The sequence below is a fragment of the Algihabitans sp. genome (assembly GCF_965226985.1).
Classification (GTDB): Bacteria; Pseudomonadota; Alphaproteobacteria; order Kiloniellales; family DSM-21159; genus Algihabitans.
In genome coordinates, this window is record NZ_OZ245712.1 from 374,769 (window position 1) to 399,284 (window position 24,516).

Below are 24,516 nucleotides of genomic sequence, written 5' to 3' on the forward strand. Positions count from 1 at the left end.
TGCTGCCATGGCTTCCGGCCTATCCCTCCGCTGCCGCCAAGTCGTCGAGCAAGCCTGCGTCGCAGGCGATGTCGGCGAAGGAGAAGCGGTTGCGCATTTCATGGGCGTGACGCACGGCCTCGCGATAGAAGGCCGGGTCGAGCCCAAGCTGTGCGGCTGTCGTCGCGCCTCCGGCGGCCTCCAGTTCGGCCTTCATCTGCATGACGGGTATGGCGATCTGCTGACAGTCTGTCTGCAGGGTCGGCCAAAGCCTCGATAGATTTTCATTGAAGGCCTTTGCGGCCTCCAGGTCGAGTGCCTTCTTGCGATATTCACGCGCGCATTCGGCCGCGATGGAGGGGCCCATACGCCGCGCCATGTCGGCCTCGTTGATCTCTGTCGGTGCCACTTCGGGCGGCGTGCTGCGACCCAGGATCTCGGCCTGAATACGGGCCATCGTCAGACTGGCCACACCGACCTGCTGGCCATGCAGCGTGCCGGGATGGCGGTCTCCGGCGAAACAGTCGATGTAGTGAGAGATCTGATGTTCGCCCATCGACCCGTGGTTCGAGACCTTGGTCAGCGCGACACCCAGTCCGGATAGAACCAGCGCACGCACCAGATACCCTATCGCCTCCACTTCGCCCCGTCCGATACCGGCGACTCGCTTGGTCATCTCGCGGTCGTTCTCCGCCGCGACGAGGTAGGGTTCTTCCATGAAGAAGGTGTCGAGCAGCCGGTGAGACATCCACCAGTCGATGCGGGCGACGGACGAGCAGAGGCAATCGCCGAAACCGGCGGCGGCCATTCTCGGTGGTGCCGCCGCGATGACGTTCAGATCGAAGAAGGCGCCCTTCGGCGCGTGTGCCGGCAGGGAAATCTTGAGCCCCGACGGCAGCGCCATGGAGGCGGTCGAGGAGGTGTAGCCGTCCATCGAGGCGGCCGTCGCGAAGACGGAACAGCTCCGACCGTCCTGTGCGGTGACGTATTTGCAAAGATCGTTGATGGTGCCGGACCCGACGGCGACAACGTGGTCCGCATCCGTCAGCTTGGCCTTGAGAGCCTCTGCACTCGGCAGGTCGGCATGCGGTCTGGGACCCAGAACGACGGCCTTGTCGGTCGCGCCAAGTGCCTTGGCGACACGGCGGCCAAGAGCTTCCCAGGTGTTTTCGTCCGCCACGACGGCTAGGGTGCCCAGCTCGCCGAGGACCGCGACGAGCTCCGCTTCGGACCCCTCCAGACTTTCGGAAATCGTAATGGTTTGAGTGGCTGGGCGCGGCGCCGGCCGGCCGGTGAGGGGGCTGATCCAACGACCCGCAATGAAGTCGTCGATCAAAGCTGTCCAACCGCCGGAAGGTTTGCCGGACATGGCATCGGACCGGGGCGGTTTCGTCTCGCCAGCCTTAAGATCCCCGTCGATCTCGGCGGTCTTTATTGGTTGCGGCGCGTCCGCCGACATATTCTAATCCTCCCTGACATTTGCACAATGGTGTTTCGTCGGCATGCTGTCAATGACGATTTCCGGCCGCGCTTGACATTTGCTACCAACCATGGTGACGGACAATATGTCTCTCCGTTCGACCCTTCCCGGCGATCCGACGATCGAGACTCCACCGGAGTTCGGTGGCGACGCTCTGGCCTGGGCTGCCTGGCTTTACTACGGGGAGGCCTTGACGCAGAACGAGGTAGCGAGCGCTCTCGGCGTCTCCCGCGCCTCGGTCGCCAACTATCTTGCGGAGGCGCGGCGCCGCGGACTGGTTACCATCAACCTGGCTTCCGACCTGCTGAGCTCGGTACGACAGGGGCGTGCGCTGATGGAGCGGTTCGGTCTCGTCGGTGCCTGCGTCACGCCACCCGAGGCCGCAGACGGCGATCCGGAGGCGCAGGCTCTGGGGCTGCGGCGGCGGATCGGACTGGCTGCCGCGCAGATGCTGTCCCCTTGGCTGGTCGACGACAGAACGATCGGCGTCGCCTGGGGGCGGACCATGCTCGAAGTGGCGCAGGCGCTACCCAGCATGTCCCTGTCCAAAACCACGATCGTTCAAGTCTCCGGCAGTTCGCTGGGCGACGACGCCTCCTCGCCGGAGGCTTGCACGGCCCTGTTCGCCGGTCGTCTCGGCGCCCGCTGCCAGAACTTCCATGCACCCGCGGTGGTCACCAATCGGGCGATCTGCGATGCACTTCTGGCCGAGCCCGGCTTGCGACGTCATTTCGAGCGGTTGCGTTCTGCCGATCTCGCCGTGTTCGGCGTGGGAGAACTGGGCCCCAATACTGTCTGGTCCGATACCGACTTTCTGCCGACCTCGGTGGTCGAAAGTTATCTCGCCGCCGGTAGCGAGGCCGTTCTGATCGGGCGCTTCCTCGACGCCACCGGTCAAGAGTTGGACGGTCCGCTGAGCGGTCGTCAGATCGGCATGTCTCTGCAGGAACTCCTAACGATCCCCGTCCGCGTCTTCGCTGCGGGTGGACCTGCCAAGATCAAGGCGCTCCAGGCTGTTCTCGCCGGACGCTATGCGACCCACCTGGTGACGGATGCTGACACGGCGGGTCGGCTGCTCGGTGAAACGGCATGACCAGGAGTCCAGCCGGGGATCTTGTCGTCGGTCTCGACAGTTCGACCCAATCGACGAAAGCCATCGCCTGGACTCGCGGCGGAGAGGCGGTCGCCGAGGGGCGCGCTCCGATTTCGATGGCGATGCCGGCGCCCGGTTTCGTCGAGCAAGATGTCGAGGATTGGTGGCGCGCTGCTAGCGACGCCTTGCGCGCGCTGACATCGCAGGTCGATCCGACGCGGATCGCAGGTATGGCGATTTCCAACCAACGAGAGACGGTCGCCTTTGTCGACGACGAGTTGAAGGCGACGCGCCCAGCGATCGTCTGGCTGGACGAGCGGGCGACGGAAGAAATTCCCTTGCTGACGACGGCTTTCGGGGCTGAGCGTCTGCACGCGATCAGCGGTAAGCCGCCGGACGTCACTCCCGTGGTCTACCGGCTCAGTTGGCTGCGCCGGCACGAACCGGCGGCCCTTGAAGCGTCACGGATTCTGGATGTCCACGGCTTTCTGAGCGGTCGTTTGACGGGGCGGCCAACCGCGAGCTGGACCAGTGCCGATCCCTTCGGCCTGTTCGATATAGAGGCCAAGAGCTGGTCGGAAGCGATTCTGACTCAGCTAGCTTTGTCTGCCGAGCATTTCGCCGAGTTGGCCAGACCCGGTGCCTGCATCGGCGAGGTCACGGCAGAAGCCGCACGCGAGACCGGTCTGGCGCCCGGTACGGCCGTCTTCGCCGCCGGTGGTGACGGTCAGTGCGCCGGCCTCGGCGTCGATGCCGTGCGGCCGGGACTCGTTTATCTCAATTTGGGCACGGCGATTATCACTGGCGCCTGGTCGCAGACGCCGCGCATCGGACCCTCATGGCGGACCATGACCTCGCCGACCGGCGACGGCTACTTTCTAGAGGGCTGCCAGCGTGCCGGCGCCTTCTTCATCAACTGGTTTGTCGACACCTTCGCGGGCGGCCGCGACGACCCTGACGTCTTTGCGCGATTGGAAGCCGCCGCTGCCGCACTTCCGGTCGGATCGGAAGGCGTGACGGTCTGCCCCTATCTGTCCGGTGTGATGGATCCCCACTGGGATCCGCAGGCCAGGGCCGGCTTCCTGGGGCTGGCTGCAGGTCACGGTATCGGGCATCTCTATCGGGCCTCGCTGGAGGCTTTGACGTTGGAGACGGCGCGCTGTGTCGCAGCGATGGCGGAAGACGGTTTAGCGCCCGAGCGCATCCTGGCGGTCGGCGGCGGGGCGAACAGCGCGCTATGGCTGCAGATGATCGCAGATGCGACCGGTCTGCCGATCGCTCTCAGCGAGAGTCTCGAAGCCTCGTCTCTGGGGGCTGCGATGTCTGCAGCCGTGGGACTTGGCTGGTTCGACGACTTCGCCGCGGCGGCCGAAACCATGAGCCGTAGCGGTGCGACGGTTCTGCCCGACGCCTCGGCCCGGGCCGCTTGGGATGCGCTTTCCGTCCGGCAGGCGGCTGCGTACCGACCGGGCTCATTGTCGGACTGATCCCTCCTTCGTCTCGAACGATTCGCCCTGCTCCGCTTGGTCTCCTAACTCTCTATTCCGTACGCCACGTTCCCTGCGCCTCGGCAGCTATCTGTCATCTCTGTGACCGGCAAGCTCCGCTCCAGCGGACGTGCTTGACACCGGAGCTTGACCTGGAAAAAAATGCGATTAACGAAAAAAAATTCACCTCAGCAGAATGAGGTCGGAGGAAAAGCCTTTGCGGAAGGCCACGAGAGCGTCCCGGGAAACGGCTGACGAGACAGATCTCGCCGCGCGTGCAGCTTGGTTGCACTACGCCGGCGGGATGACGCAGAGTGCGATCGCAAACCGCTTCGGCATTCCCACCACCCGTGCTCATCGGATGATCGCGCGCGCTGCCAAGGACGGCTTGGTCCGCGTTTTCGTCGACGCCGAGGTCTCGGCCTGCGTCTCGCTCGAGGCCGAGGTCATGCGGCGCTACGGACTGGCGAACTGCACGGTTGTGCCAGATCTTGGCGAAGCTGGTGCTATTCCCCTGCGCGCACTTGGCCTTGCTGGCGCGTCCTTCCTGATGGGACTGCTCGACCGTGCGGCTCACGAGGTCATCGGTGTCGGCCACGGTCGCACCATGGCCGCGATGGTCGACATGATGCCGAGCTACGAGGCCAAGGGTGCGCGATTCGTCTCGATCCTCGGCGGGTTGACTCGCAAGTTCGCGGCCAATCCCTACGACGTGATCCACCGCCTGGCCGAGAAGACGGGCGCTGAAGCCTACCTGATGCCGGCGCCCATGTTCGTGAACACGCCCGAGGATCGGAGCAGCTTGCTGGAGCAAGCGGGCTTGGCCGAGATCATGAGAACCATCGAGGCGGCGACGGTCTGCATTCTCGGTATCGGTTCTGTCGACATGTCGGGCAGCGTCGCACATGCCAATGTCTTCGATTCCGAAACCTCGTTGCGTGAACTGCGTCGGCTCGGCGCGCGCGCCGAGGTCTTGGGACAGTTCCTGGACGCCGAGGGCCACATTGTCTCGACGCCCTACGACGGACGAGTCATGGCGCCGCATCTCGCCAGCCTGCGCGGCCGTGAGGTTCACGCCATCGCAGGAGGCGAACAGAAGGTTGCCGCCCTCGATGCGGCCCTACGGAGCGGTCTCTTCACCGGTCTGATTACCGATGAGGCGACGGCCGGAAGGTTGGTTCGCGGCGGCGAAGAAAACGATCAAGAGAAGCGGGGGAAAACCCCCGGAGCAAATGACCCTTAGGGAGGAAAAACGATGTATGAGAAGGAAAAGGACCTTGTTCAGGCCTTCGTCCGCGGGCAGGTCAGCCGGCGGGGACTTCTGCGCGGTCTCGCTGCGCTTGGCGTCACCGCCGCGACGGCCGATCTTCTGATCAACCGGGCGACGACCCAAGCCCTGGCCCAGGACTTCGACTGGAAGCGCCATAGCGGCAGCGGTGTCAAACTGCTTCTCAACAAGCACCCCTACACCGACGCGATGATCGCGAATCTCGACAGCTTCAAGTCGCTGACGGGCATGGAAGTCGCCTATGACGTCTTCCCGGAGGACGTCTACTTCGACAAGGTCACGGCGGCTCTCGCATCGCGCTCCAGCGAGTACGATGCCTTCATGACCGGTGCCTACATGACCTGGACCTACGGTCCGGCGGGCTGGTGCAGCGACCTTGCCGAGTGGATCCAGGATCCGGAGAAGACCGCGCCGGGTTACGGCTGGGACGATGTGCTACCGGGCCTGCGCGCGTCGACGGCCTGGAGCGGACGCCCCGGCGACGACCTGGGCGGCGAGGGTGCGAAGCAGTGGTGTATCCCCTGGGGCTTCGAGCTGAACAACCTCTCTTACAATCGCATGATGTTCGATCAGGCCGGGGTCACGCCGCCTGAGAACATGGATCAACTGGCGGAAACGGCGGCCAAGCTCAACCGCGACATCGAGGGGGCCTACGGCATCGGGGTGCGCGGTTCGCGCTCCTGGGCGACGATCCATCCGGGCTTCCTCTCGGCCTATGCCAACTTCGGCCAGAAGGACCTGAACGTCTCCTCCGAGGGACAGCTCTCGGCGGCGATGAACACGCCGGAGTCGAAGGCGTTCCATGCTCAGTGGGTCAAGATGATCCAGGACAGCGGTCCGAGGAACTGGTCAACTTACACCTGGTATCAGGTGGGAAGCGATCTCGGCGCCGGCGCCTCGGCGATGATCTTCGACGCCGATATCCTGGGCTTTTTCATGAACGGTGGCGACAACGCCCAGGCGGGCAACTTGGGATATGCCCCCTTCGCGGCAAACCCTGCAGCAGCGGCGCCGACACCGAACGTCTGGATCTGGTCGCTCGCGATGTCGTCCTTCTCCAGGAACCCCGACGCCGCCTGGTACTTCCTGCAGTGGGCGTCCGGTGCCGAGCACGCTTTGATGGGAGCGCGCGAGAAGGACTTCGTGAATCCGGTGCGTCAGTCGGTCTGGTCCGACGAGGCGTTCCGGGGACGCATGGACGGGTCCTATCCCGGCTACGTGAACCAGTACGAAACCTCGGCGCCCGGGGCGCAGATCTATTTCACACCGCAGCCTCTCTTCTTCGATCTCACGACAGAGTGGGCGGCCTCCTTGCAGCAGATGGTGGCGGGGCAGGTTCCCGTCGACGAGGGCCTCGACCGCCTCGCGGACAGCGTCAACCGGCAGCTTGCCGAAGCCGGCCTAGGCTGATCTGCGGGCCGCCGCGTCGTCTCCCGGAGGCGACGCGGTGGCTTGCCGGATCGAACCGAGTGCGCAGGACAGCTGCATGACGACGAGTACCTCCCATGGCCGCAACCGCCGAGTTGAATAGTCTCGCGCGCCGCAGGTTCCGGATCGGAACGCGTGCGCTGCCTTATCTTCTGAGCCTGCCGGCCTTGCTGGTCTGCATTGGAATTCTCATTCCCTTCTTCACGGCCGTCTACTACTCGCTGCAACGCTACCGCCTGAGTCAGCCCTGGGCGCGAGAGATGAACTGGGGTCAGACCTACTGGCAACTTCTGACCGACCCCAGCTTCTGGAATACCCTTCAAGTCTCCCTTGCCTACACGATTCTGACGGTCGGTTTTCAACTCTTGCTCGGTCTGGGAATCGCCCTGCTGCTGCAGAAGCGCACGCGGCTCAACAACTTCGTCTCGATCATGCTTCTGCTTCCGCTGATGACGGCGCCAGCCTTGGCGGCCCTGATGTGGAAGCTGATGACCAACCCCAACTTCGGGATTCTCAGCTACTTCGTCTCCCTAGTGGGGTTCGACGACTTTCGTTGGGCGTCCTCGCCCGAAACCGCACTTTTCACGGTCGTTCTGGTCGACACCTGGGTCTACACGCCCTTCATCATGATTCTTCTCTTGGCGGGTTTGCGCAGTCTGCCGCGTCAACCCTTTGAGGCCGCGGCGTTGGATGGCGTGCCGCGCAGCTTCGTCTTCTTTCGCATCACCTTGCCGATGCTGACACCCTATATCCTGACGGCCGCGCTCTTTCGCGTTCTGGAGTCGATCCAGCAGTTCGACATCATCTACGCCATGACACAGGGCGGTCCCGGAAACACCTTGATGGTGTTTCAGGTCGAGGCCTACTTGAACTTCTTCCAATCCACCAATGTCGGGCGGTCGGCGGCTCTGCTGCTGATCCTCTGGGCGATCACCTTCGCGATCTCCAACGTCTTCATCAAGAACTGGCTGCGCCTGCGCGAGCGCACCCACGGGCAGGCTTGAGCGATGGAACACACCTCGACCTTGGAACGGATCCTGAGGGGCGTCGCGATTGCGGCGATCGTGACCTTCTTCATTTTCCCGATCTTCTGGATCCTCCTCATGTCGTTTCAGACAAACGAGACGATCCTCCGCAATCCGCCTTCGATGGTCTTCACGCCCACGCTCTCCAACTACGTAGCGCTTCTGACGGGCCGACTGGAGACAGCAGCGGGAACTCTCGACATCTCTTTCATGCAGAATCTGAAGAACTCGGTGATCCTCTCCGTTTCCTCCGTCGCGGTCGCGCTGCTGCTCGGGGTTCCGGCGGCCTATGCCTTTGCGCGTTACAGGTTCCGCGGTTCGGAGGACATGGCCTTTACCCTTTTGTCCTTCCGTTTCGCACCGCCCTTGCTGGTCGTTCTGCCGCTGGCTCTCTATTTCCAGGACGTGGGACTGGCCGATACCTACATCGGCCTGATCTGGGTTTATCAGCTGATCTGCCTGCCCTTGATCCTCTGGATCGTGCGCGGCTACTTCGAGGATATTCCCGCCGATGTGGAGTATGCTTACCGCATCGCTGGGCATTCCTGGTTCTCCACTTTCCGGAAGATCGCGCTACCGCTGGCGGGGCCGGGCATCGCGGCGGCCGGGTTGCTGGCCTTCATCTTCGCCTGGAACAACTTCGTTTTCGCACTCGTTCTCGGGTCCGCGGACAAGCAGCCCGTCACGGTCGGCGCTCTTGCCTTCGTGACGGCCTCCGGCATTCAGTTCGGCCAGATCGCGGCGGCCATCGTCCTGTCGATCGCGCCGACGCTTGCCCTGGCGATCTACGCACAACGCTATCTCGTCGAGGGACTGTCGCTCGGCGCCGTGAAAGGGTGAGACATGGCGGCTATTGAGCTTCTGGACATCGTCAAGCGCTTCAAGAACGAGACCGTCCTGGACGCAGTCACGCTGAAGGTGGACGAAGGCGAGACCCTGGTTCTCTTCGGTCCTTCGGGCGCGGGTAAGACGGTCCTCCTGCGCGTAATCGCTGGCGTGATCGAGCCCGACGGCGGCGACGTGCGTCTGAATGGAGAGGACATGCGCGATGTACCGCCGGAGCTGCGCAACATCGGCATGGCATTCCAGAACTTCGCCCTCTTTCCGCATATGGACGCGTTCGACAACATCGCCAGTCCCCTGGCGGCAAGGCGCAATACGGCCGAGCGCGTGCGGGAGGGGGTGGAGCGCGTCGCGCGCCTGCTCAAGATCGACCATGTTCTCGGCCATCGGCCGCGCGCGCTCTCGAACGGTCAGAAACAGCGCACGGCGCTGGCTCGCGCCTTGGCCGCAGCGCCGTCTCTTCTTCTGCTCGACGATCCCCTGCGTAACGTCGATGCCAAGCTGCGGTTCGAAATGCGCCTGGAGCTCCCACGCCTGCTTGCGGCTGAGCGCGCGAGCACGCTCTACGTCACGCAGGACTACAAGGAGGCCATGGCCTTGGGCGACCGCATCGCCGTGATGTTCGGCGGCAGGATCGCGCAGGTCGGCAGCCCGGAGGAGATCTACCTTTCGCCGGCTTCGCTCGAAATTGCCCGCTTGTTTGGCGATCCCACCGTCAATGTGCTCGATGTGGTGCCCGAGGAGGATGCTCAGGGCCCATTCGTGCGTCTGTCGAAGCTCAGGGCTCCAATCGATCCGGGACTCGGCCACGCCGTCGGCCGGCCTTGTTCGCTCGGCTTGCGGCCGGAGGCGATTCGCTTTGTCGAGTCCGGTGCCCACGGTGCGATCCCTGTCACCATCGAGGCGGAAACACCTCTTAACGAGAAGGCCGTGACCCTGGTGACCACAGCGCGCGGGCGCGAGATCCTGGTCTCGCGCCCGTCCGGTGAAGCCGGACCTACGGAGGGAACGGCTCACATTGCCGTCGACAGTGCTCATGCCCTGCTGTTCGACCGGGAGACCGGTTTGAGGATCGCGCCGCAACGTAGCGATACCGACGTCCGGGGGGCTGCGGCATGAGCGGTGCAGCCTTGACCCTCGAGGGGATCGATAAGGTCTATAACCCCGGTAGCGCTCGTCCGGTTCAGGCCGTTCGCAGGCTGAACATGCGGGTGGATCAGGGTGAAATCGTCGCGCTGCTGGGATCCTCCGGCTGCGGTAAGACCTCGACGCTGCGTATGATCGCCGGGTTCGAGGAGGTGACGGCAGGGACGATCCGGCTGCAAGGAACGGAGGTCCAGTCCCTGCCTCCCGCACGGCGCAACGTCGCCATGGCCTTCGAGGGGTACTCGCTCTACCCGCCGCTGACGGTCAGGGAGAATATCGCCTTCGCCCTCAAGTCGGCGAAGCTGTCGCGAGACGATACGCAGCGCCGAGTTGACGAGATCGCACACCTGCTGGAAATCGAAGACATTCTGGAGCGCTACCCCTCGTCCATTTCCGGCGGTCAACAGCAGCGCGCGAGTCTCGGACGAGCGCTGGTCAGGGATGCCGCCCTTCATCTGTTGGACGAGCCAATGGGGCAGCTGGAGCCGCAACTGCGCGCTCTGCTGCGCGGCCGGATCAAGCATCACATCAAGGAGCGCGGGATGACCGCCATCCTGGTCACCCACGATCAGGCGGAGGCAAATGCGCTTGCCGATAGGATCGCGGTCATGGAGGACGGCGAGCTGCAGCAGTTCGCGAGCCCCGCCGCCCTGAAGGACAGGCCGGCTAATCTCTTTACCGGAACCTTCATCGGCGAACCCCCGATGAACGTCTTCACCGCCGAAGTGCGCTCGGCCGCAGGACGCTTGAACCTGCGCTTGGGAGGCGACGTCGAACTGGACTATGCCGCCACGGCATTCGACGAGACGGTGTACCTAAACCTTCTTGAGCGCGGCCGGGTCTCGATCGGGGTGCGTCCTCATGCGGTGCAATTGGTACCGGAGGGGCTTCCGGCCAGTGTCACGGTGAACCAATGGCTCGGCGATCAATCCCATATTGCGGCCGACTTTGCGGGCGGATCCCTGGTTGCCGTCGAACACCGACGTGCCGCCGTGCATCCTGGCGAGCGGATCGCGATCGCCTTCGCAGCCGAAGACCTGCACTTCTTCGACGTCGAAAGCGGTGTCGCGGTCAGTCATGGAGGTCGCTCGGCGTGAGCGGACCGGTACTTATCGGGATCGACAGCGGAACCTCGCTGATCAAGGCCGTGGCTTTCGAAGCGGACGGTCGACAGATCGCTGCCGCCAGTCTTCCCAACAGCTATCGGGCCTTGCCGGACGGCGGTGCCGAGCAGGACATGCAGCGTACCTGGGGCGATGCTGCGGCAGTTCTGCGCACTCTGCTGGACAAGGCTCCCGGCCTGTCGCAGCGAACGGCAGCGCTCGCCGTTACCGGTCAGGGTGACGGTTGCTGGCTGATCGACCGGGCAGGTGAACCGGTTCATGATGGCTGGATCTGGCTCGATTCCCGTGCGGCTGTGGAGGTTCGGGCCTTGCGCGGTTCACCCGAGGCGGAACTCGTCTACCGCGTCACCGGCACCGGGCTGAACGCCTGTCAGATGCGCACCCAGCTACGCTGGATGAAACGACGCAAGCCGGAGCTGCTTGAGCGTGCGGCGACCGCCTTGCACCCCAAGGACTGGATCTATTTCCGTTTGACTGGAGAAAGAGCGACCTGTCCGACCGAGGGGGTCTTCACCTTCGGCGATTTCCGGACGCGGACTTACTCGGATGCCGTCCTGGAAGCCTTGGATCTGGAGGACTGTCGTCGCCTTCTGCCGCCCGTCGTCGACGGTGCCCGGACTGCGAGTACGCTGACGTCGGAGGCGGCTACCGCGGTCGGTCTCAAAGCTGGTCTTCCTGTGATCCTGGGATATGTCGACATCATGTGTTCGGCCTTGGGGGGCGGTCTCTGCGATCCCGCTTTGCGCCCCGGCTTGAGCGTGCTGGGCTCCACCGGGATGCACATGCGCTATGCCGCTTCGGACCGGGAGGTCGAGCTGAACGCAGAGCACTGTGGGTACACCATGGCTTTCCCCGGTTCGTCCTACGCGCAGATGCAGACCAACATGGCGGCCACGCTCAATCTCGACTGGATGCTGGATATCGCCCGTGAGGTGCTATCCCTGGAGTGCGTCACGCGCAGTCGCGGCGATCTTCTGCAGGGACTGGACGAGCGGGTCCTTTCGGCGCGCGCCGGGGCGGCGCTCTACCATCCTTATATCTCGTCGGCCGGAGAGCGCGGTCCCTTCACCGAACCCGATGCGCGCGCCAGCTTCCTAGGGCTGGATCAGACCACGGGCTTCTTCGATCTGCTTCGCAGCGTCTACGAGGGCCTCGCCTTCGCCGCGCGTGACTGCTACGGCGCCCTGGGGGCCGTCCCTTCAGAGATCCGGGTGACCGGCGGCGCGGCCGCCTCTCGCGCCATGCGGCACATCCTGGCCTCGGTTCTTGCCGTGCCGGTGCGGACGGTGGAACGTAAGGAGGCGGGGGCTGCCGGCGCCGTCATGATCGCGGCGGTCCAGCAGGGCCTCTATTCCGACTTGGAGGCCTGCGTGTCCGAATGGGTTACCCCTCTGCTCGGTCCCCCCGAAACCGGAGATAGCGAGCTGTCCAAACACTATGGGTCGCTCTTTCCCGTCTATCTCGAAACACGACAGGCGCTTCGTCCGGTCTGGAACGAACTGGCGCAAGCGCGAGGTAGGGCATGACGACCGAAATTGCGATCATCGGCGACCGCTTCATGTTGCCGTCGGTCTTCGAGGAAGAACTCTCCAAGGTTTGCGACGGCAGACTTCGCTGCAGGTCTCTCGAGTTGCCCTGGCCCGACGAACCGATGGTTCAGGGCTACGACGGCCCCCCGGGTCTCGACGGGCTCAAGGAGTATATGGGCGACCCCGACAGTATCGTCGAACACGTGGCGGCGGCGCCGATCCTGGTGACACATCTCGCACCCCTGTCCGCCGGGATCCTGGATCGTCTGCCGGATCTGCGTTTGGTTGCCGTCACGCGCGGCGGCCCGGTGAACGTCGACATGGCGGCGGCGCGCGAACGCGGCGTGATAGTTGTCAATGCGCCGGGCCGCAACGCCTCCGCCGTCGCGGAGTTTGCCCTGGGTGCGATCCTCGCGGAGACGCGGAACATCACCCGAGGGCACGACGCCCTGAGACAGCAGACCTGGCGCGGCGATCTCTACCGAGCCGACAACGTGGGCGAGGAGCTGTCAGAGTTAACCGTCGGCGTCGTCGGCTACGGGGCGATCGGAACGCGGGTGGTGCGGCTGCTGAAGGCGTTCGGCGCGCGTATCCTGGTAGCCGATCCTTACGTTCAGCTCGATCCCAAGGACGTCGAAGACGGCGTGCGTCTGCTTGATCTCGAACAGCTTCTGGACCAATCGGACGTCGTTACCCTGCATGCTCGGGTCACCGAAGAAACGACCAGCTTCATTGGCGCGGATGCCTTTGCGCGCATGAAGCCAAGTGCCGTGCTGATCAATACGGCACGCGGCCCCTTGGTCGACTATGAGGCGCTCTACGAGGCGCTTGCGGGCGGCCGTTTGCGCGGTGCCATGCTGGAGACCTTCGCGGTCGAGCCTGTCCCGGTCGATTGGCCGTTGCTGCGGCTTCCCAACGTGACTCTGACGCCGCACATCGCTGGTGCCTCTTTGAAGACCGTCAAGATCGCGGCCCGCAGTGCGGCCGAGGAGGTGCGGCGTCATCTCGCGGGCGAACCTCCGCTAAACCGGTGCTGAGGCGCCCTATGGACCAGAGATCAGGTACGTCCTGGCGACCTTTTGGAGAGAAACGAGAGTTTCTAGAGTTCAGGGAATCGAAGGTAGTCCGGCAAGAGAGTGGATGCCATGACGCAAGAGATTGAACGGACCGTCGATCTTCTGGTGATCGGAGGCGGTGTGAACGGTGCCGGTGTCGCCCGCGATGCGGCGGGACGGGGCTTGTCCGTGCTTCTTTGCGAGAAGGGCGACCTGGCCGAAGGGACATCCTCCCGCTCCGGAAAGTACATCCACGGCGGTTTGCGCTACCTCGAGTACTACGAGTTCAGGCTGGTTCGCGAGGCCCTGATCGAACGGGAAGTCCTTTTGGCGGCGGCGCCGCACATCGTCTGGCCGCTCCGCCTGATCCTGCCCCACAGCGCCGAGCAGAGACCGCGTTGGCTGATTCGCCTGGGCCTGTTTCTCTATGACCACCTCGGTGGCCGCAAGCGTCTGCCGGGCAGTCGCTCGGTCAACCTGCGCTCCGCGCCCGAGGGTGCTCCCTTGCGCGAGTCCTATCGCAATGCCTTCGCCTATTCCGACTGCTGGGTCGACGACTCCCGTCTGGTCGTTCTGAATGCGGTCGACGCGGCCCGATTGGGCGCGGAGGTCGTCACGCGCACGGCCTGCGTTTCGGCGCGCCGCGAGGGAGACCTCTGGCGGGTGGTTCTGCAGGAAGAGAGCGGTGGAAAGACCCGCAGCGTCCTGGCGCGTGCGCTGGTCAATACGGCAGGTCCCTGGGTCGAGACAGTTCTCGGCAACGTGGCCGGCGTGAATGCGCAGCGGCGTGTTCGCCTCGTGAAGGGAAGCCATATCATCCTGAAGCGCTGGTGGGACGGAGATCATGGATACGTTCTGCAGAACAGCGACCGGCGTCTGATCTTCGTGAATCCCTATCTCGACGACTTGGCCCTCATCGGTACGACGGACATTCCCTTCGACGGTCGCGCGGAAGACGTGGCGATCGACGCGGCGGAGGTGGATTACCTGCTGGACGTCTTGAATCGCTACTTCAAGGTCGCCCTCGCTCCCGACGATGTCCTGGCCGACTATTCGGGAGTTCGTCCGCTATTCGACGACGATGAAAGCAAGGGCGCCTCTGCGGTGACGCGCGACTACGAACTGGAGCTCGACGGCGGGTCGGGGCGGGCCCCCATTCTCTCCGCCTTCGGCGGTAAGATCACCACCTATCGAAAACTCTCCGAGGCTGCCCTGGAGCGCCTGCGGCCCTTCTTCCCGAACATGGGAGGCGGCTGGACGGACTCGGCGCCGCTGCCTGGCGGTGACATTCCAGATGCGGATTTCGAAAGCTGGTTCGCTGGTTTCCGCAGCGCCTATCCCTGGCTGCCCGAAGGCTTGGCGCTTCACTATGCGAGGGCCTTTGGGACCGATGCCGCGCGTCTCGTCGAAGGAGCGACCGCTCTGGATGACTTGGGCCGCTGTTTCGGCGGTTTTCTCTACGAGCGTGAAGTGCGCTGGCTGATCGACCATGAATGGGCGCGAACGCCTGACGACGTGCTGTCGAGGCGCAGCAAGCACGGTCTCTTTCTCAGCGAGGGAGAACTGGCCGCCTTCGCGGACTGGATGGAGATGAAAGCGGCAGCGTGAAACGACGGCAGCTGGTGGAGGGCAACCGCGAGTCCCCTCGCACTGCGCCGCATCGTGTTCTCTGTTTTAGCTGATCCGCTCTAGGCGGCGACGGTTCTCTGTTTCTGGATGCCCAGACCCTCGACGGAAAGCTCCATCACCTGACCGGGCCGCAGAAAGACTGGCGGCTTCTGTCCCATCCCGACACCAGGGGGCGTGCCGGTCGAGATCACGTCTCCCGGCTCCAGCGTCATGAAACCCGAGAGGTAGCTCACGAGGTGATCGACAGGGTAGACCATGGTCCGTGTCGATCCGTTCTGATAGCGATGTCCGTCGACGCTCAGGGACATCGCCAAGTCTTGCGGATCTGCGACCTGATCGGCGGTCAGCATCCAAGGGCCCAGCGGCCCGAAGGTGTCGTGGCTCTTGCCTTTGACCCATTGACCGGCACGCTGCAGCTGGAAGTCGCGCTCGGATACGTCGTTGACGATGCAGTAGCCGGCGACATGGGTCATCGCCGCGTCCGGCGCGACGTACTTTGCCTGTGTGCCGATCACGACGCCCAACTCGACTTCCCAGTCGGTCTTGGTCGAACCGCGCGGTATCTCGATGTCGTCGTAGGGACCGCAGATGGCACTGGTTGCCTTGAAGAAGACGACGGGTTCCGGAGGAACCTCCATTCCGGATTCCTCGGCATGGTCCGCATAGTTCAAGCCGATGCAGATCATCTTGCCGACGCCACCCACGCAAGGGGCCCAGCGTTCGCTGTCGGCGACGCTCGGCAGATCCGCGGGATTGATGTCCGCCAGACGTTTCAGGGCCTCGGGTGAGAGAGCCGCGGCGTCGATGTCGTCGACCACGCCGGTGAGATCGCGGCGCTTGCCGTCACTGTCCAGGATTGCGGGCTTCTCGGCCCCCGGCAGGCCGAAACGGGTCAGTCTCACGTGATGCTCCCTGAAAGGCGATGATGGTCTCTACTGGATCTTACATCGATAGGCCGCCGTCGATCACGAACGCTTGGCCGGTCACAAAGGCACTTTCCTCGGACGCGAGGTAGACGACAAGTGCCGCGATTTCTTCCGGTTGCCCCAAGCGCCCCATCGGTTGGCGTTCGACGAAGGCGCGACGGACATCCTCAGGATTGCCGCCCTGTGCGGCAATACGCTCGTCGAGCGACGGCGTCTGAACTGTTCCGGGGCAGATCGCGTTGACCCGAATACCCTGGCCGACGAAGTCAGCCGCCATCGACTTCACCAAGCCGATCAGTGCGGCTTTCGTCGCGCTATAGACGCAGCGATTTGCCATGCCCTTGATACTGGAGGCTACGGAGGAAACCATGAGAAGGCGTCCGCTCTCGCGTTCGAGCATCGACGGCAGAAAGGCCTGGCTCATCCGAAAGGCGCTGCGGACATTCAGGTCGAAGGACAGATCGTAGTCGTCTTCGCCGACATCCAGGACCGTGCCGTGATGGACGAAGCCGGCGCAGTTGAACAGGACATCTACCTCGCGATGCTGCCGAGCGGCGGCGAGGATCGCGTCCCGGTCGCAGACATCCAGGCGCTCGACGGCAATGTCCGGCCGCGCGGCGGAGAGGGAAGCGAGCGCGCTTTCGTTGATGTCTGTGGCGATCACGCGCGCACCTTCGTCTGCGAAAGCCACTGCCGTTGCCCGCCCGATCCCCTGACCCGCCGCCGTTACAAGGCAGGTTCTGCCGGTCAAACGCTGACCCATTCTATCGTCTTCTCCCATCTGTTTGTCCTTGATGGTCGGCGTTATCCCAGGAAGGGTGTCTACATCACGGCGCCGATTTGCCAGGGGACAAACTCATTGTCGCCAAAGCCGAAAGCCTCGCTGCAGGTCGGCTGGCCCGAAGCCGTTTTCAGCAGCAGGTCGAAGATGCGATCCCCCATCGTTTCGATGGAAACGCCCTCGTTCAGCACCGGGCCACAGTCGATGTCCATGTCGTCGCTCATGCGCTGGTAGGTCGCGCTGTTCGTGCAAAGCTTCAGAGATGGGGAGGGCTTGAAGCCGGAGACGGACCCCCGGCCTGTCGTGAAGCAGACGATGTTTGCGCCTGCAGCGATCTGTCCCGTGACGGAGCAAGGATCGTAACCCGGCGAGTCCATGAACACGAAACCCCGTGCGGTGATCGGGGCCGCATAGTCGTAGACGGCCTCCAAACGCGTGGTACCGCTCTTAGCCGCAGCCCCGAGGGACTTTTCGAGAATCGTCGTCAGGCCGCCTGCCTTGTTTCCGGGCGAGGGATTGTTGTCCAAAGTGCCGGAATGGCGGGCCGCATAGTCCTCCCACCAACGGACGCGGGCGATTAGTCGCTCGCCCACCTCGCGGCTGGCGGCCCGCCGCGTCAGCAGGTGTTCGGCGCCGTAAATCTCCGGCGTCTCGCTCAGAATTGCGGTTCCGCCATGCCGGACGAGCTTGTCCACGGCGGCGCCGAGCGCGGGATTGGCGGTGATCCCCGAGTAGCCGTCAGATCCGCCGCACTGTAATGCGAGAGTCAGGTGACTCGCGGGTAAGGGCTGCCGAACAGCAGCGTTGGCTGCCGGCAGCATCGCCTCGATACGGGCCTTACCCTGCGCGATCGCGGCGCGGGTTCCGCCAGCCTCCTGAATGGTCATGTACTGAAAGCGCTCGCCGGCCTCCAAGCCGAAGCGCTCGGTCAGTCTGTGAATTTGGTTTATCTCGCAGCCCAGGCCGATCAGCAGGATGCCGGCGAAGTTCGGATGGGTCAGGTAGCCGTGCAGCGTCCGCTGCAGAATTTCGAAGCCTTCGCCGGACGAGGCCATGCCGCAGCCGGTTGTATGGGTGAAGGCCGTCACGCCGTCGACATTGGGGAAGGCTTCCAAAGCGCTTCCTCCGAAGGACTCCGCCACGGCTCGCGCGACCGTCGCAGAGCAGTTCACGGTCGTCAACACGCCGATATGATTGCGTGTGGCCACCCGCCCGTCTTGCCGCAGGATGCCCTGGAACGTTGCCTGCTCGCTGTCCGGCACGTAGACCGTCGGGCGCGCTTCCTCGCAGAAGGCGTAATCCCGTGCGAAGTCGCCCATACCGCAGTTGTGGCTGTGCACATGCTGGCCGGCGACAATGTCGCGGGTCGCGAAGCCGATGATCTGACCGTACTTGCGTACCGGCGCTCCGGCTGCAATCCCCGAGGCGGCAACCTTATGCCCGGCGGGAATCGGGTCTCGGCAAGCCGCACCGTCTTCCCATAGTGCTGTGCCTTCGTCGAGCTTGCGCACAGCGACCAGAACGTTGTCCTCACGATGGAGGCGCATCGCACTTTGCAGCGGTTGCGTTGCCGACTGCGATTGCGCGGCCCCTCCATCCACCAGGATTTGCGAGTCGTTCATCAGGCTTCTCCGCAAGTGGCGCAGTTGTTTTGACCGGCGAAACTCCTGGGTTCTCCTTCGGTCCCGCCTACAGTTCAGTACAACTATATATATGATGGTATGAAAGGTCGATATGCTATGATGGTCACGAAAGGTAGGTAATAACTCACGGAAAAAATTCTTGAAATCTCATGAATAAATTAAATTGGCATACTGGTATGAAAGGTATATTTTTGCACATAATCATGAGCCGAACGACCCGTCGAGGCGGCGGCTCACGCACGAATAACGAAGAACAGACGGAGGAACAGAACTCATGAGACGGATGATGCACAGAGGTCGAGCCGCCCTAACGGCTCTGACCGTGGCAGCGATTGCAGGCACGGTCTTGGCGGCCGGTTCGGCAGCCGCCAAGGAGCTGAAATTCGCACATGTCTACGAGACGTCGGAGCCCTTCCACGAGTGGGCGCTCTGGGCTGCCAGCGAGCTGGAGGCGCGAACCGACGGACGCCTCTCCATGGAGGTCTTTCCCGCCTCCACGCTCGGGAAGGAAGCGGATCTGAACGAGAGTCTCGGGCTCGGGACCGTCGACATCATCTATACCAGCAACCAGTTCGCCGGGCGTTTCTACGGTCCTATCGGAATTGGCGGTGCGCCCTACGTGTTCCGGGACTTCGATCACTGGAAGGCCTTTGGCGAAAGCGACCTTTTCCGGGAACTGGCCGATGGTTACGGCGAGCGTACCGGAAACCAGATCATTGCGATCGCCTACTACGGCGAGCGCCATCTGACCTCCAACAAGAAGGTCGACCGTCCGACCGACATGGAGGGGCTTAAGGTTCGGACGCCCAACGCTCAACTCTACATGATGATGCCCGATGCCGTCGGTGCCAACCCAACGCCGATCGCCTTTGCGGAAGTCTATTTGGCGCTGCAGCAGGGTACCGTCGAGGCGCAGGAGAACCCTCTCAACACGATCCGCGCCAAGCGGTTCTATGAGGTGCAGGACTACATCAACATGACCGGTCACATCCAGGCTTCGCTGCTCACGATCGTCAGTGGCATAACCTGGAATGCTCTTTCGGAGGAGGACCGGGTTATCCTGCAGGAGATCCTGCAAGAGGCGGCAAGCGGCGTCACCGAGGACATCGTGCAATCCGAACGGGAACTGGTCGCCTGGTTCGAGGAGCGCGGCGTGATCGTGAATCAGGATGTCGACCGCGAGGCTTTTCGCGAAGCCGTCAGGCCGCACCTGACCGGTGAGAACGTCGACTGGTCGGACGATATCTTCGAGCGTCTTCAGGCACTGAAGTAGCCCTGTCGCAGCAGTCTCTCGCGTCATCGACAGCCCACCTCGTCCGCCGGCTTTCAGTCGGTGGACGGGGGCGGCTTTCACGACCCGGAGGTGGTCATGACCGTCCCAGCGTCATCGCACACGCAAAGCGAAGATCTTCTGGAACTCGACTCCGAACTACCGTTCCGTTTCTCGGAATATGCCGTCGAAGACTATGTCGTTCTGCTCGTGTTCTGGCTGCTTGCCGTGAACGTCTTCGCTCAGTTCTTCTCGCGCTTCGTGCTTGGCGATTCCATCGGCTGGACCGAGGAGATGGCACGGTATCTGCTGATTGGCGTCGGCTTTCTCGGTGGCGCAATGGCGGTGCGGCGGAACAGCCATATCGCGATGGAGTTCCTGTATCGCTACATGTCCGCGCGTTCGGAACGCGTGACGGTCGCCGTCGTCGACTTGGTCAGAATCTGGTTCTTCGCGACCTTGGCCTGGCTGTGCTTCGCTCTGGCGCAACGCACCCACTCCTACATGACCTCCGTCGACGTGCCCAAAAGCGTCATCTACTACGTCGCCGCAGCGGGACTGGTCCTCATGACACTGCGCGCCCTCCAGCGTGCGCTATTCGACTGGCGACAGAGAGCCAATGGCGGTGTCTCGACCGGCTTGATCCAGGCGGCCGAAAATAAAGAAACTCTGCGATGAGCGTCAGTTCTCCCTCTCTCACGGGCCGCTCCAGACCGCTGGCTCCGCTCGTCCTCCTGCTCGGCAGTTCGCTCTGTATCTGGCTCGTCTGGAGTGGCCAAACCCTGGCGTTTCTCTTCGCAGCGCTCTTCACGATGCTGCTGGCAGGTTTTCCCGTCGCGATCGCTCTGGGAGGCTCCAGCCTGCTGTTCGTCTATGTCACCGGTCAGGTGCCCGACTTTGTCGTCGCGCACAGGATGATCAACGGGATCGACAGCTTTCCGCTACTGGCCATTCCCTTCTTCATCCTGGCGGGCGTTCTAATGAACGGCGCTGGCATTACCCATCGTCTCTTCAATTTCGCCAACGCTTTACTCGGCTGGATGCGGGGCGGGCTCGGCCATGTCAACATCGGAGCCAGCATCATCTTTTCGGGCATGTCCGGCGCCGCTGTCGCCGATGCGGGAGGGCTCGGTACGATCGAGATCAAGGCGATGCGCGAGCGCGGCTACGAACCGGAGTTCGCCGTCGGTATCACTGCGGCCTCCTCGACCATTGGCCCGATCATTCCGCCGAGTTTGCCGCTGGTGATCTACGGCGTCATGGCTTCGGCCTCCATCGGTCAACTCTTCGTCGCCGGGCTCATACCGGGGCTTATCATGGCCGTGACCCTGATGGTCATGGTCGGCTGGATCGCGCGTCGGCGCGGCTACGCGCGAGATACGCAGTTCAACCTCCGCCGTCTCTGGTCGACCTTCACGCGCGCGTTTCTCTCCCTCATGACACCGGTCATCATCGTCGGCGGGATTCTCTCCAGCGCCTTCACCCCGACCGAGGCCGCGATCGCAGCCGTCGTCTATGCCCTGTTCCTCGGGCTGATTGTCTACCGCTCCTTACCGCTGCGCCGTCTCGTTCGTCTTAGCATGGAGACCATCGAAACCACGGCGGTCATCCTTCTGGTTGTAGCGGCTGCTTCCATCTTCTCCTGGATTCTAATCAGCAATCAGTTCACCAGTCATTTTGCCGCGGTCCTGACCGGCTATACCGACAACCCCTTCGTGATTCTGTTGCTCATGACGCTCATCATGTTGGTCGTTGGCTGTTTCATGGAAACGATTGCGGCCATAACGATCCTGGTCCCCGTTCTCCTGCCCGTAGCTATGGAGATTGGCGTGGATCCGGTTCACTTCGGCATCATCATGGTCCTGAACCTGATGATCGGCCTCCTCACGCCGCCGGTCGGCATGGTGCTCTACGTCTTGTCGCGGGTCTCCGGCGAACCCTTCGAGCGTTGTCTGCGCGGCACTGTACCGTTTCTGGTTCCGCTGGTGATCTCGCTGCTTCTGGTGACCTTCGTGCCGGCCCTTTCGATGTGGCTTCCGAGCCTCATATATCGCTAGCGGCTCACTTGGTAGGGCCGTGTCGGCTGCGTCGCATTCGAAGCAGATTGGACACCAGCGCCGGATAGACAGGCAGACCTGGATAACTATGTGGGTTGCCAGCTATTCGGTCCGTTTGCGTCCGCTTCCGACTTGACGCATCCTGCCGCCGTTTTTATCCCGCGGTTACTATGGCAGGCGCGCCACCTGAGGGCAGGGTCTTCCACTGGAATGCCGCTTGGAGGCACGGCTGACGTATGAAGAAGTACAAGATCGAACGGCGGACCTTGTCCGAGCAGGTGGCGGAGCGGCTGGAAAAGGAGATTCGCGACGGCCACTACAAGACCGGCGATACGATGCCATCCGAACGCGAACTGATGGAGCAGTTCGGGGTCGGCCGTCCGGCTATTCGCGAAGCTCTTTTCTACCTTCAGAAACTAGGTTTTATTGCGATCCACAGCGGCACGCGTCCGCGCGTCATCAAACCCACCTTGGATGCGGTTTTACCCCGTTTGTTCGGCTCTCTGCGCGGTTTGCTGGAGGAACCCGACGGGCAGACGGCCTTACAGGAGGCGCGTGTTCTCTTCGAAGTCGTCGTGGCGCGCACGGTCGCGGAGTCGGCGACCAAGGCCGATCTGCGGCGTCTCGACGAGGCTCTGGCCGCCAACCGGGCCGCAATGGGCGATGAGGCGGCTTTCAAGACGTCTGATGTCGCCTTCCACGCTGCGCTTGCGCAGGCAACCGGCAATCCCATCGTCGTCGCGCTACATGACGCCATGGCGTTACTGCTGGACGATCGCCGCGCTCTCGTTCTGTATCGCGAAGGCGACGACGAAGTGGCCTACAGCGCCCATTGCAACATCGTCGCGGCCATCGTCGCCGGCAGTCCCGATCAGGCCGAGGCCGCAATGCGCGCGCACCTGGAACATCACTACGGGACTTATCGAAACCTGACGCAGCAAGCCGCGCGGGGCCGGCCGTAGTCCGCCTCCAACCGTCGCTCGGTCGGTACTGCAAGACGAAGCGACGGACCCCCATGTTATAGCTTCTGGATGCTCAGCCCAAACGCCGACGTTCGGCCTGAAAAGGATGCTCCCGCATGAAGGCTTCCGATCTGCTCGTTCGTTGTCTCGAAGAAGAAGGTATCACGCACATCTTCGGCGTTCCCGGCGAGGAGAACGCCGACTTCCTGCTCTCGCTTCAGGGCTCTTCTATCGAGTTCGTGCTCACGCGCCATGAGCAGGGCGCCGCCTTCATGGCCGAGGTCTATGGCCGTTTGACCGGTGACCTGGCCGCCTGCCTGGGTACCTTGGGGCCGGGTGCGACCAACCTGATCACCGGAGTTGCCGACGCCAACATGGACCGTGCCCCGGTCCTGGTCCTGACCGGGCAGGCGGCAACCGCACGCCAGCACAAGGAAAGCCATCAGGTGATGGATGTCGTGGCGATGTACGAACCGGTCACCAAGTGGGCGCAGTCGATCCGGGTGGCCGACAGTATCCCTGAGATCGTGCGCAAGGCCGTGCGCCTGGCGCGCACGGAAAAGCCAGGGGCCGTCCTGATCGAATTGCCTGAGGATGTGGCCAAGCAGGAAACCGAGTCCAAGCCTCTAGAGCCACGCCGGTTCCGCCGCCCCGGGGTCGACGACAAGATTGCCGACTCGGCCTGGGCTCGGATCCGGGCAGCGCGCAAGCCGATCATCATCGCGGGCAACGGCGCCATCCGTCGGCGGGCCGCGAAGCAACTGCGCCGCTTTTGCGAAGCGACGGGAATCGGCGTCATCTCCACCTTCATGGGCAAGGGGGCCGTGGACCGCGAGTCGCCCTACTGCCTCTACACCATCGGTCTGCAGCAGAAGGACTATGTGGCCCTGGCGGTCGACGAAGCCGATCTGGTGATCACGCTGGGCTACGATCTCGTCGAGTATCCCCCGCGCCTGTGGAACCCAAAAGGCGACAAGGCGATCATCCACATGGATTTCCTACCGGCCGAAATCGACAGTCAGTATCTGCCGGCCGTCGAACTGGTCGGAGATCTGGCGCACGGGCTCTGGATGCTGAACGAGCGGGTCGCGCGCGACGGCGTTCCCGACTACGCGCTGGAGGGTCAGGCCAAGGTTCGGGCGCGCATGGCGGACGATCTTGCCGCGCATAAGGATGACGATACCGAGGGATCGATCCGTCCCCAGAAGGCGCTTTGGGACGTGCGCGCGGCTCTCGGGCCGAACGATATTCTCTTGTCGGGCGTGGGAGCCCACAAGATGTGGATCGCACGCTACTACCACTGCAACGAACCGAACACCTGCCTGATCCCGAACGGTTTCTGCTCCATGGGCATGCCGCTGCCCGGCGCCATCGCCGCCCATATCGTCGCCCCCGACCGTAAGGTCTTCGCGATCGCGGGCGACGGCGATTTCATGATGAACGTGCAGGAGATGGAGACGGCCCGACGGTTGGGCAGCGACATTACCGTGATGGTCTGGGAAGATGGCGGTTACGGCTTGATCTCCTGGAAGCAGGAGCAGGAGTTCCAGCGGCACACCGATTTGGCCTTCGGGAACCCCGACTGGCTTGATCTGGCTTCCGCCTTCGGCTGGCAGGGCCAGAAGGTGACGAACGCGAGAGATCTGCGCCCGGCGATCGACAAGGCCCTCGCGCATCGGGGACCGTCGTTGATCGTGATTCCCATCGACTATCGCGAAAACATGGCGCTCATCCGGCGTCTCGGAGAGCTGACGACCACCCTGTGAACCGA

The 24,516-nt window shown here is 63.2% G+C and carries 20 protein-coding genes; 16 read left to right on the forward strand and 4 right to left on the reverse strand.

Translation table 11 applies throughout. The features are described 5' to 3' along the window. Positions 1-19 precede the first annotated feature (19 nt). Positions 20-1,438: an iron-containing alcohol dehydrogenase gene (locus ACO054_RS01640; protein WP_421708702.1), complete on the reverse strand. Its 1,419-nt coding sequence runs from the start codon at positions 1,436-1,438 to the stop codon at positions 20-22. 106 nt (positions 1,439-1,544) lie between these two features. Between ACO054_RS01640 and ACO054_RS01645 the strand changes: the two genes are divergently transcribed. The 11 genes from ACO054_RS01645 (at position 1,545) to ACO054_RS01695 (ending at position 15,085) form a co-directional block, all read left to right on the forward strand. Then, a complete protein-coding gene (locus ACO054_RS01645) occupies positions 1,545-2,552 on the forward strand; it encodes a sugar-binding transcriptional regulator (protein ID WP_421708703.1) in 1,008 nt (335 codons plus the stop codon). Continuing rightward, the gene (locus ACO054_RS01650) at positions 2,549-4,039 is read left to right on the forward strand and encodes a xylulokinase (RefSeq protein ID WP_421708704.1); all 1,491 of its coding nucleotides are present in this window, start codon (positions 2,549-2,551) and stop codon (positions 4,037-4,039) included. Before ACO054_RS01645 ends, ACO054_RS01650 begins: the two co-directional genes overlap by 4 nt. 304 nt (positions 4,040-4,343) lie before the next feature. Beyond that, on the forward strand, positions 4,344-5,282 hold the full coding sequence (locus ACO054_RS01655; RefSeq protein ID WP_421708705.1) for a sugar-binding transcriptional regulator: 939 nt from the start codon (positions 4,344-4,346) through the stop codon (positions 5,280-5,282). A 12-nt stretch (positions 5,283-5,294) separates the two neighbouring features. Continuing rightward, complete coding sequence (locus ACO054_RS01660) at positions 5,295-6,737, forward strand: extracellular solute-binding protein (RefSeq protein ID WP_421708706.1); 1,443 nt, start codon at positions 5,295-5,297, stop codon at positions 6,735-6,737. A gap of 95 nt (positions 6,738-6,832) precedes the next feature. Next, on the forward strand, positions 6,833-7,759 hold the full coding sequence (locus ACO054_RS01665; protein ID WP_421708707.1) for a carbohydrate ABC transporter permease: 927 nt from the start codon (positions 6,833-6,835) through the stop codon (positions 7,757-7,759). A 3-nt stretch (positions 7,760-7,762) separates the two neighbouring features. Then, positions 7,763-8,620 carry a carbohydrate ABC transporter permease gene (locus tag ACO054_RS01670; RefSeq protein ID WP_421708708.1) on the forward strand — a complete coding sequence of 286 codons (858 nt, stop codon included), beginning with the start codon at positions 7,763-7,765 and terminating at the stop codon, positions 8,618-8,620. 3 nt (positions 8,621-8,623) lie between these two features. Continuing rightward, on the forward strand, positions 8,624-9,742 hold the full coding sequence (locus ACO054_RS01675) for an ABC transporter ATP-binding protein (protein ID WP_421708709.1): 1,119 nt from the start codon (positions 8,624-8,626) through the stop codon (positions 9,740-9,742). Continuing rightward, on the forward strand, positions 9,739-10,866 hold the full coding sequence (locus ACO054_RS01680; protein WP_421708710.1) for an ABC transporter ATP-binding protein: 1,128 nt from the start codon (positions 9,739-9,741) through the stop codon (positions 10,864-10,866). Before ACO054_RS01675 ends, ACO054_RS01680 begins: the two co-directional genes overlap by 4 nt. Next, positions 10,863-12,419: an FGGY family carbohydrate kinase gene (locus tag ACO054_RS01685; RefSeq protein ID WP_421708711.1), complete on the forward strand. Its 1,557-nt coding sequence runs from the start codon at positions 10,863-10,865 to the stop codon at positions 12,417-12,419. Before ACO054_RS01680 ends, ACO054_RS01685 begins: the two co-directional genes overlap by 4 nt. Beyond that, positions 12,416-13,459: a 2-hydroxyacid dehydrogenase gene (locus ACO054_RS01690; protein ID WP_421708712.1), complete on the forward strand. Its 1,044-nt coding sequence runs from the start codon at positions 12,416-12,418 to the stop codon at positions 13,457-13,459. Before ACO054_RS01685 ends, ACO054_RS01690 begins: the two co-directional genes overlap by 4 nt. Before the next feature lie 108 nt (positions 13,460-13,567). Continuing rightward, positions 13,568-15,085: a glycerol-3-phosphate dehydrogenase gene (locus ACO054_RS01695; protein WP_421708713.1), complete on the forward strand. Its 1,518-nt coding sequence runs from the start codon at positions 13,568-13,570 to the stop codon at positions 15,083-15,085. A gap of 80 nt (positions 15,086-15,165) precedes the next feature. Here ACO054_RS01695 and ACO054_RS01700 read toward each other — a convergent pair whose 3' ends face one another. The 3 genes from ACO054_RS01700 to ACO054_RS01710 are packed head-to-tail and all read right to left on the reverse strand — an operon-like array spanning position 15,166 to position 18,435. After that, positions 15,166-16,008: a fumarylacetoacetate hydrolase family protein gene (locus ACO054_RS01700; RefSeq protein WP_421708714.1), complete on the reverse strand. Its 843-nt coding sequence runs from the start codon at positions 16,006-16,008 to the stop codon at positions 15,166-15,168. Between the two features lie 40 nt (positions 16,009-16,048). Then, a complete protein-coding gene (locus tag ACO054_RS01705) occupies positions 16,049-16,795 on the reverse strand; it encodes an SDR family oxidoreductase (protein ID WP_421708715.1) in 747 nt (248 codons plus the stop codon). A 59-nt stretch (positions 16,796-16,854) separates the two neighbouring features. Then, positions 16,855-18,435, reverse strand: coding sequence for a UxaA family hydrolase (locus tag ACO054_RS01710; protein ID WP_421708716.1), 1,581 nt, complete (start codon positions 18,433-18,435; stop codon positions 16,855-16,857). A 295-nt stretch (positions 18,436-18,730) separates the two neighbouring features. Between ACO054_RS01710 and ACO054_RS01715 the strand changes: the two genes are divergently transcribed. From ACO054_RS01715 to ACO054_RS01735, 5 genes are all read left to right on the forward strand, one after another. After that, on the forward strand, positions 18,731-19,729 hold the full coding sequence (locus tag ACO054_RS01715; RefSeq protein WP_421708717.1) for a sialic acid TRAP transporter substrate-binding protein SiaP: 999 nt from the start codon (positions 18,731-18,733) through the stop codon (positions 19,727-19,729). 96 nt (positions 19,730-19,825) lie between these two features. Further along, the gene (locus tag ACO054_RS01720; RefSeq protein ID WP_421708718.1) at positions 19,826-20,404 is read left to right on the forward strand and encodes a TRAP transporter small permease; all 579 of its coding nucleotides are present in this window, start codon (positions 19,826-19,828) and stop codon (positions 20,402-20,404) included. Then, the gene (locus ACO054_RS01725) at positions 20,401-21,783 is read left to right on the forward strand and encodes a TRAP transporter large permease (RefSeq protein WP_421708719.1); all 1,383 of its coding nucleotides are present in this window, start codon (positions 20,401-20,403) and stop codon (positions 21,781-21,783) included. The genes ACO054_RS01720 and ACO054_RS01725 overlap by 4 nt, the downstream gene beginning before the upstream one ends. Positions 21,784-22,019: 236 nt before the next feature. Continuing rightward, positions 22,020-22,745 (forward strand): FCD domain-containing protein, encoded by a 726-nt coding sequence (locus tag ACO054_RS01730; protein ID WP_421708720.1) that lies wholly within the window; start codon positions 22,020-22,022, stop codon positions 22,743-22,745. A 116-nt stretch (positions 22,746-22,861) separates the two neighbouring features. Next, positions 22,862-24,511, forward strand: a complete 1,650-nt coding sequence (locus tag ACO054_RS01735) for an acetolactate synthase large subunit (protein ID WP_421708721.1) — start codon at positions 22,862-22,864, stop codon at positions 24,509-24,511. The last annotated feature ends 5 nt before the right edge of the window (positions 24,512-24,516 follow it).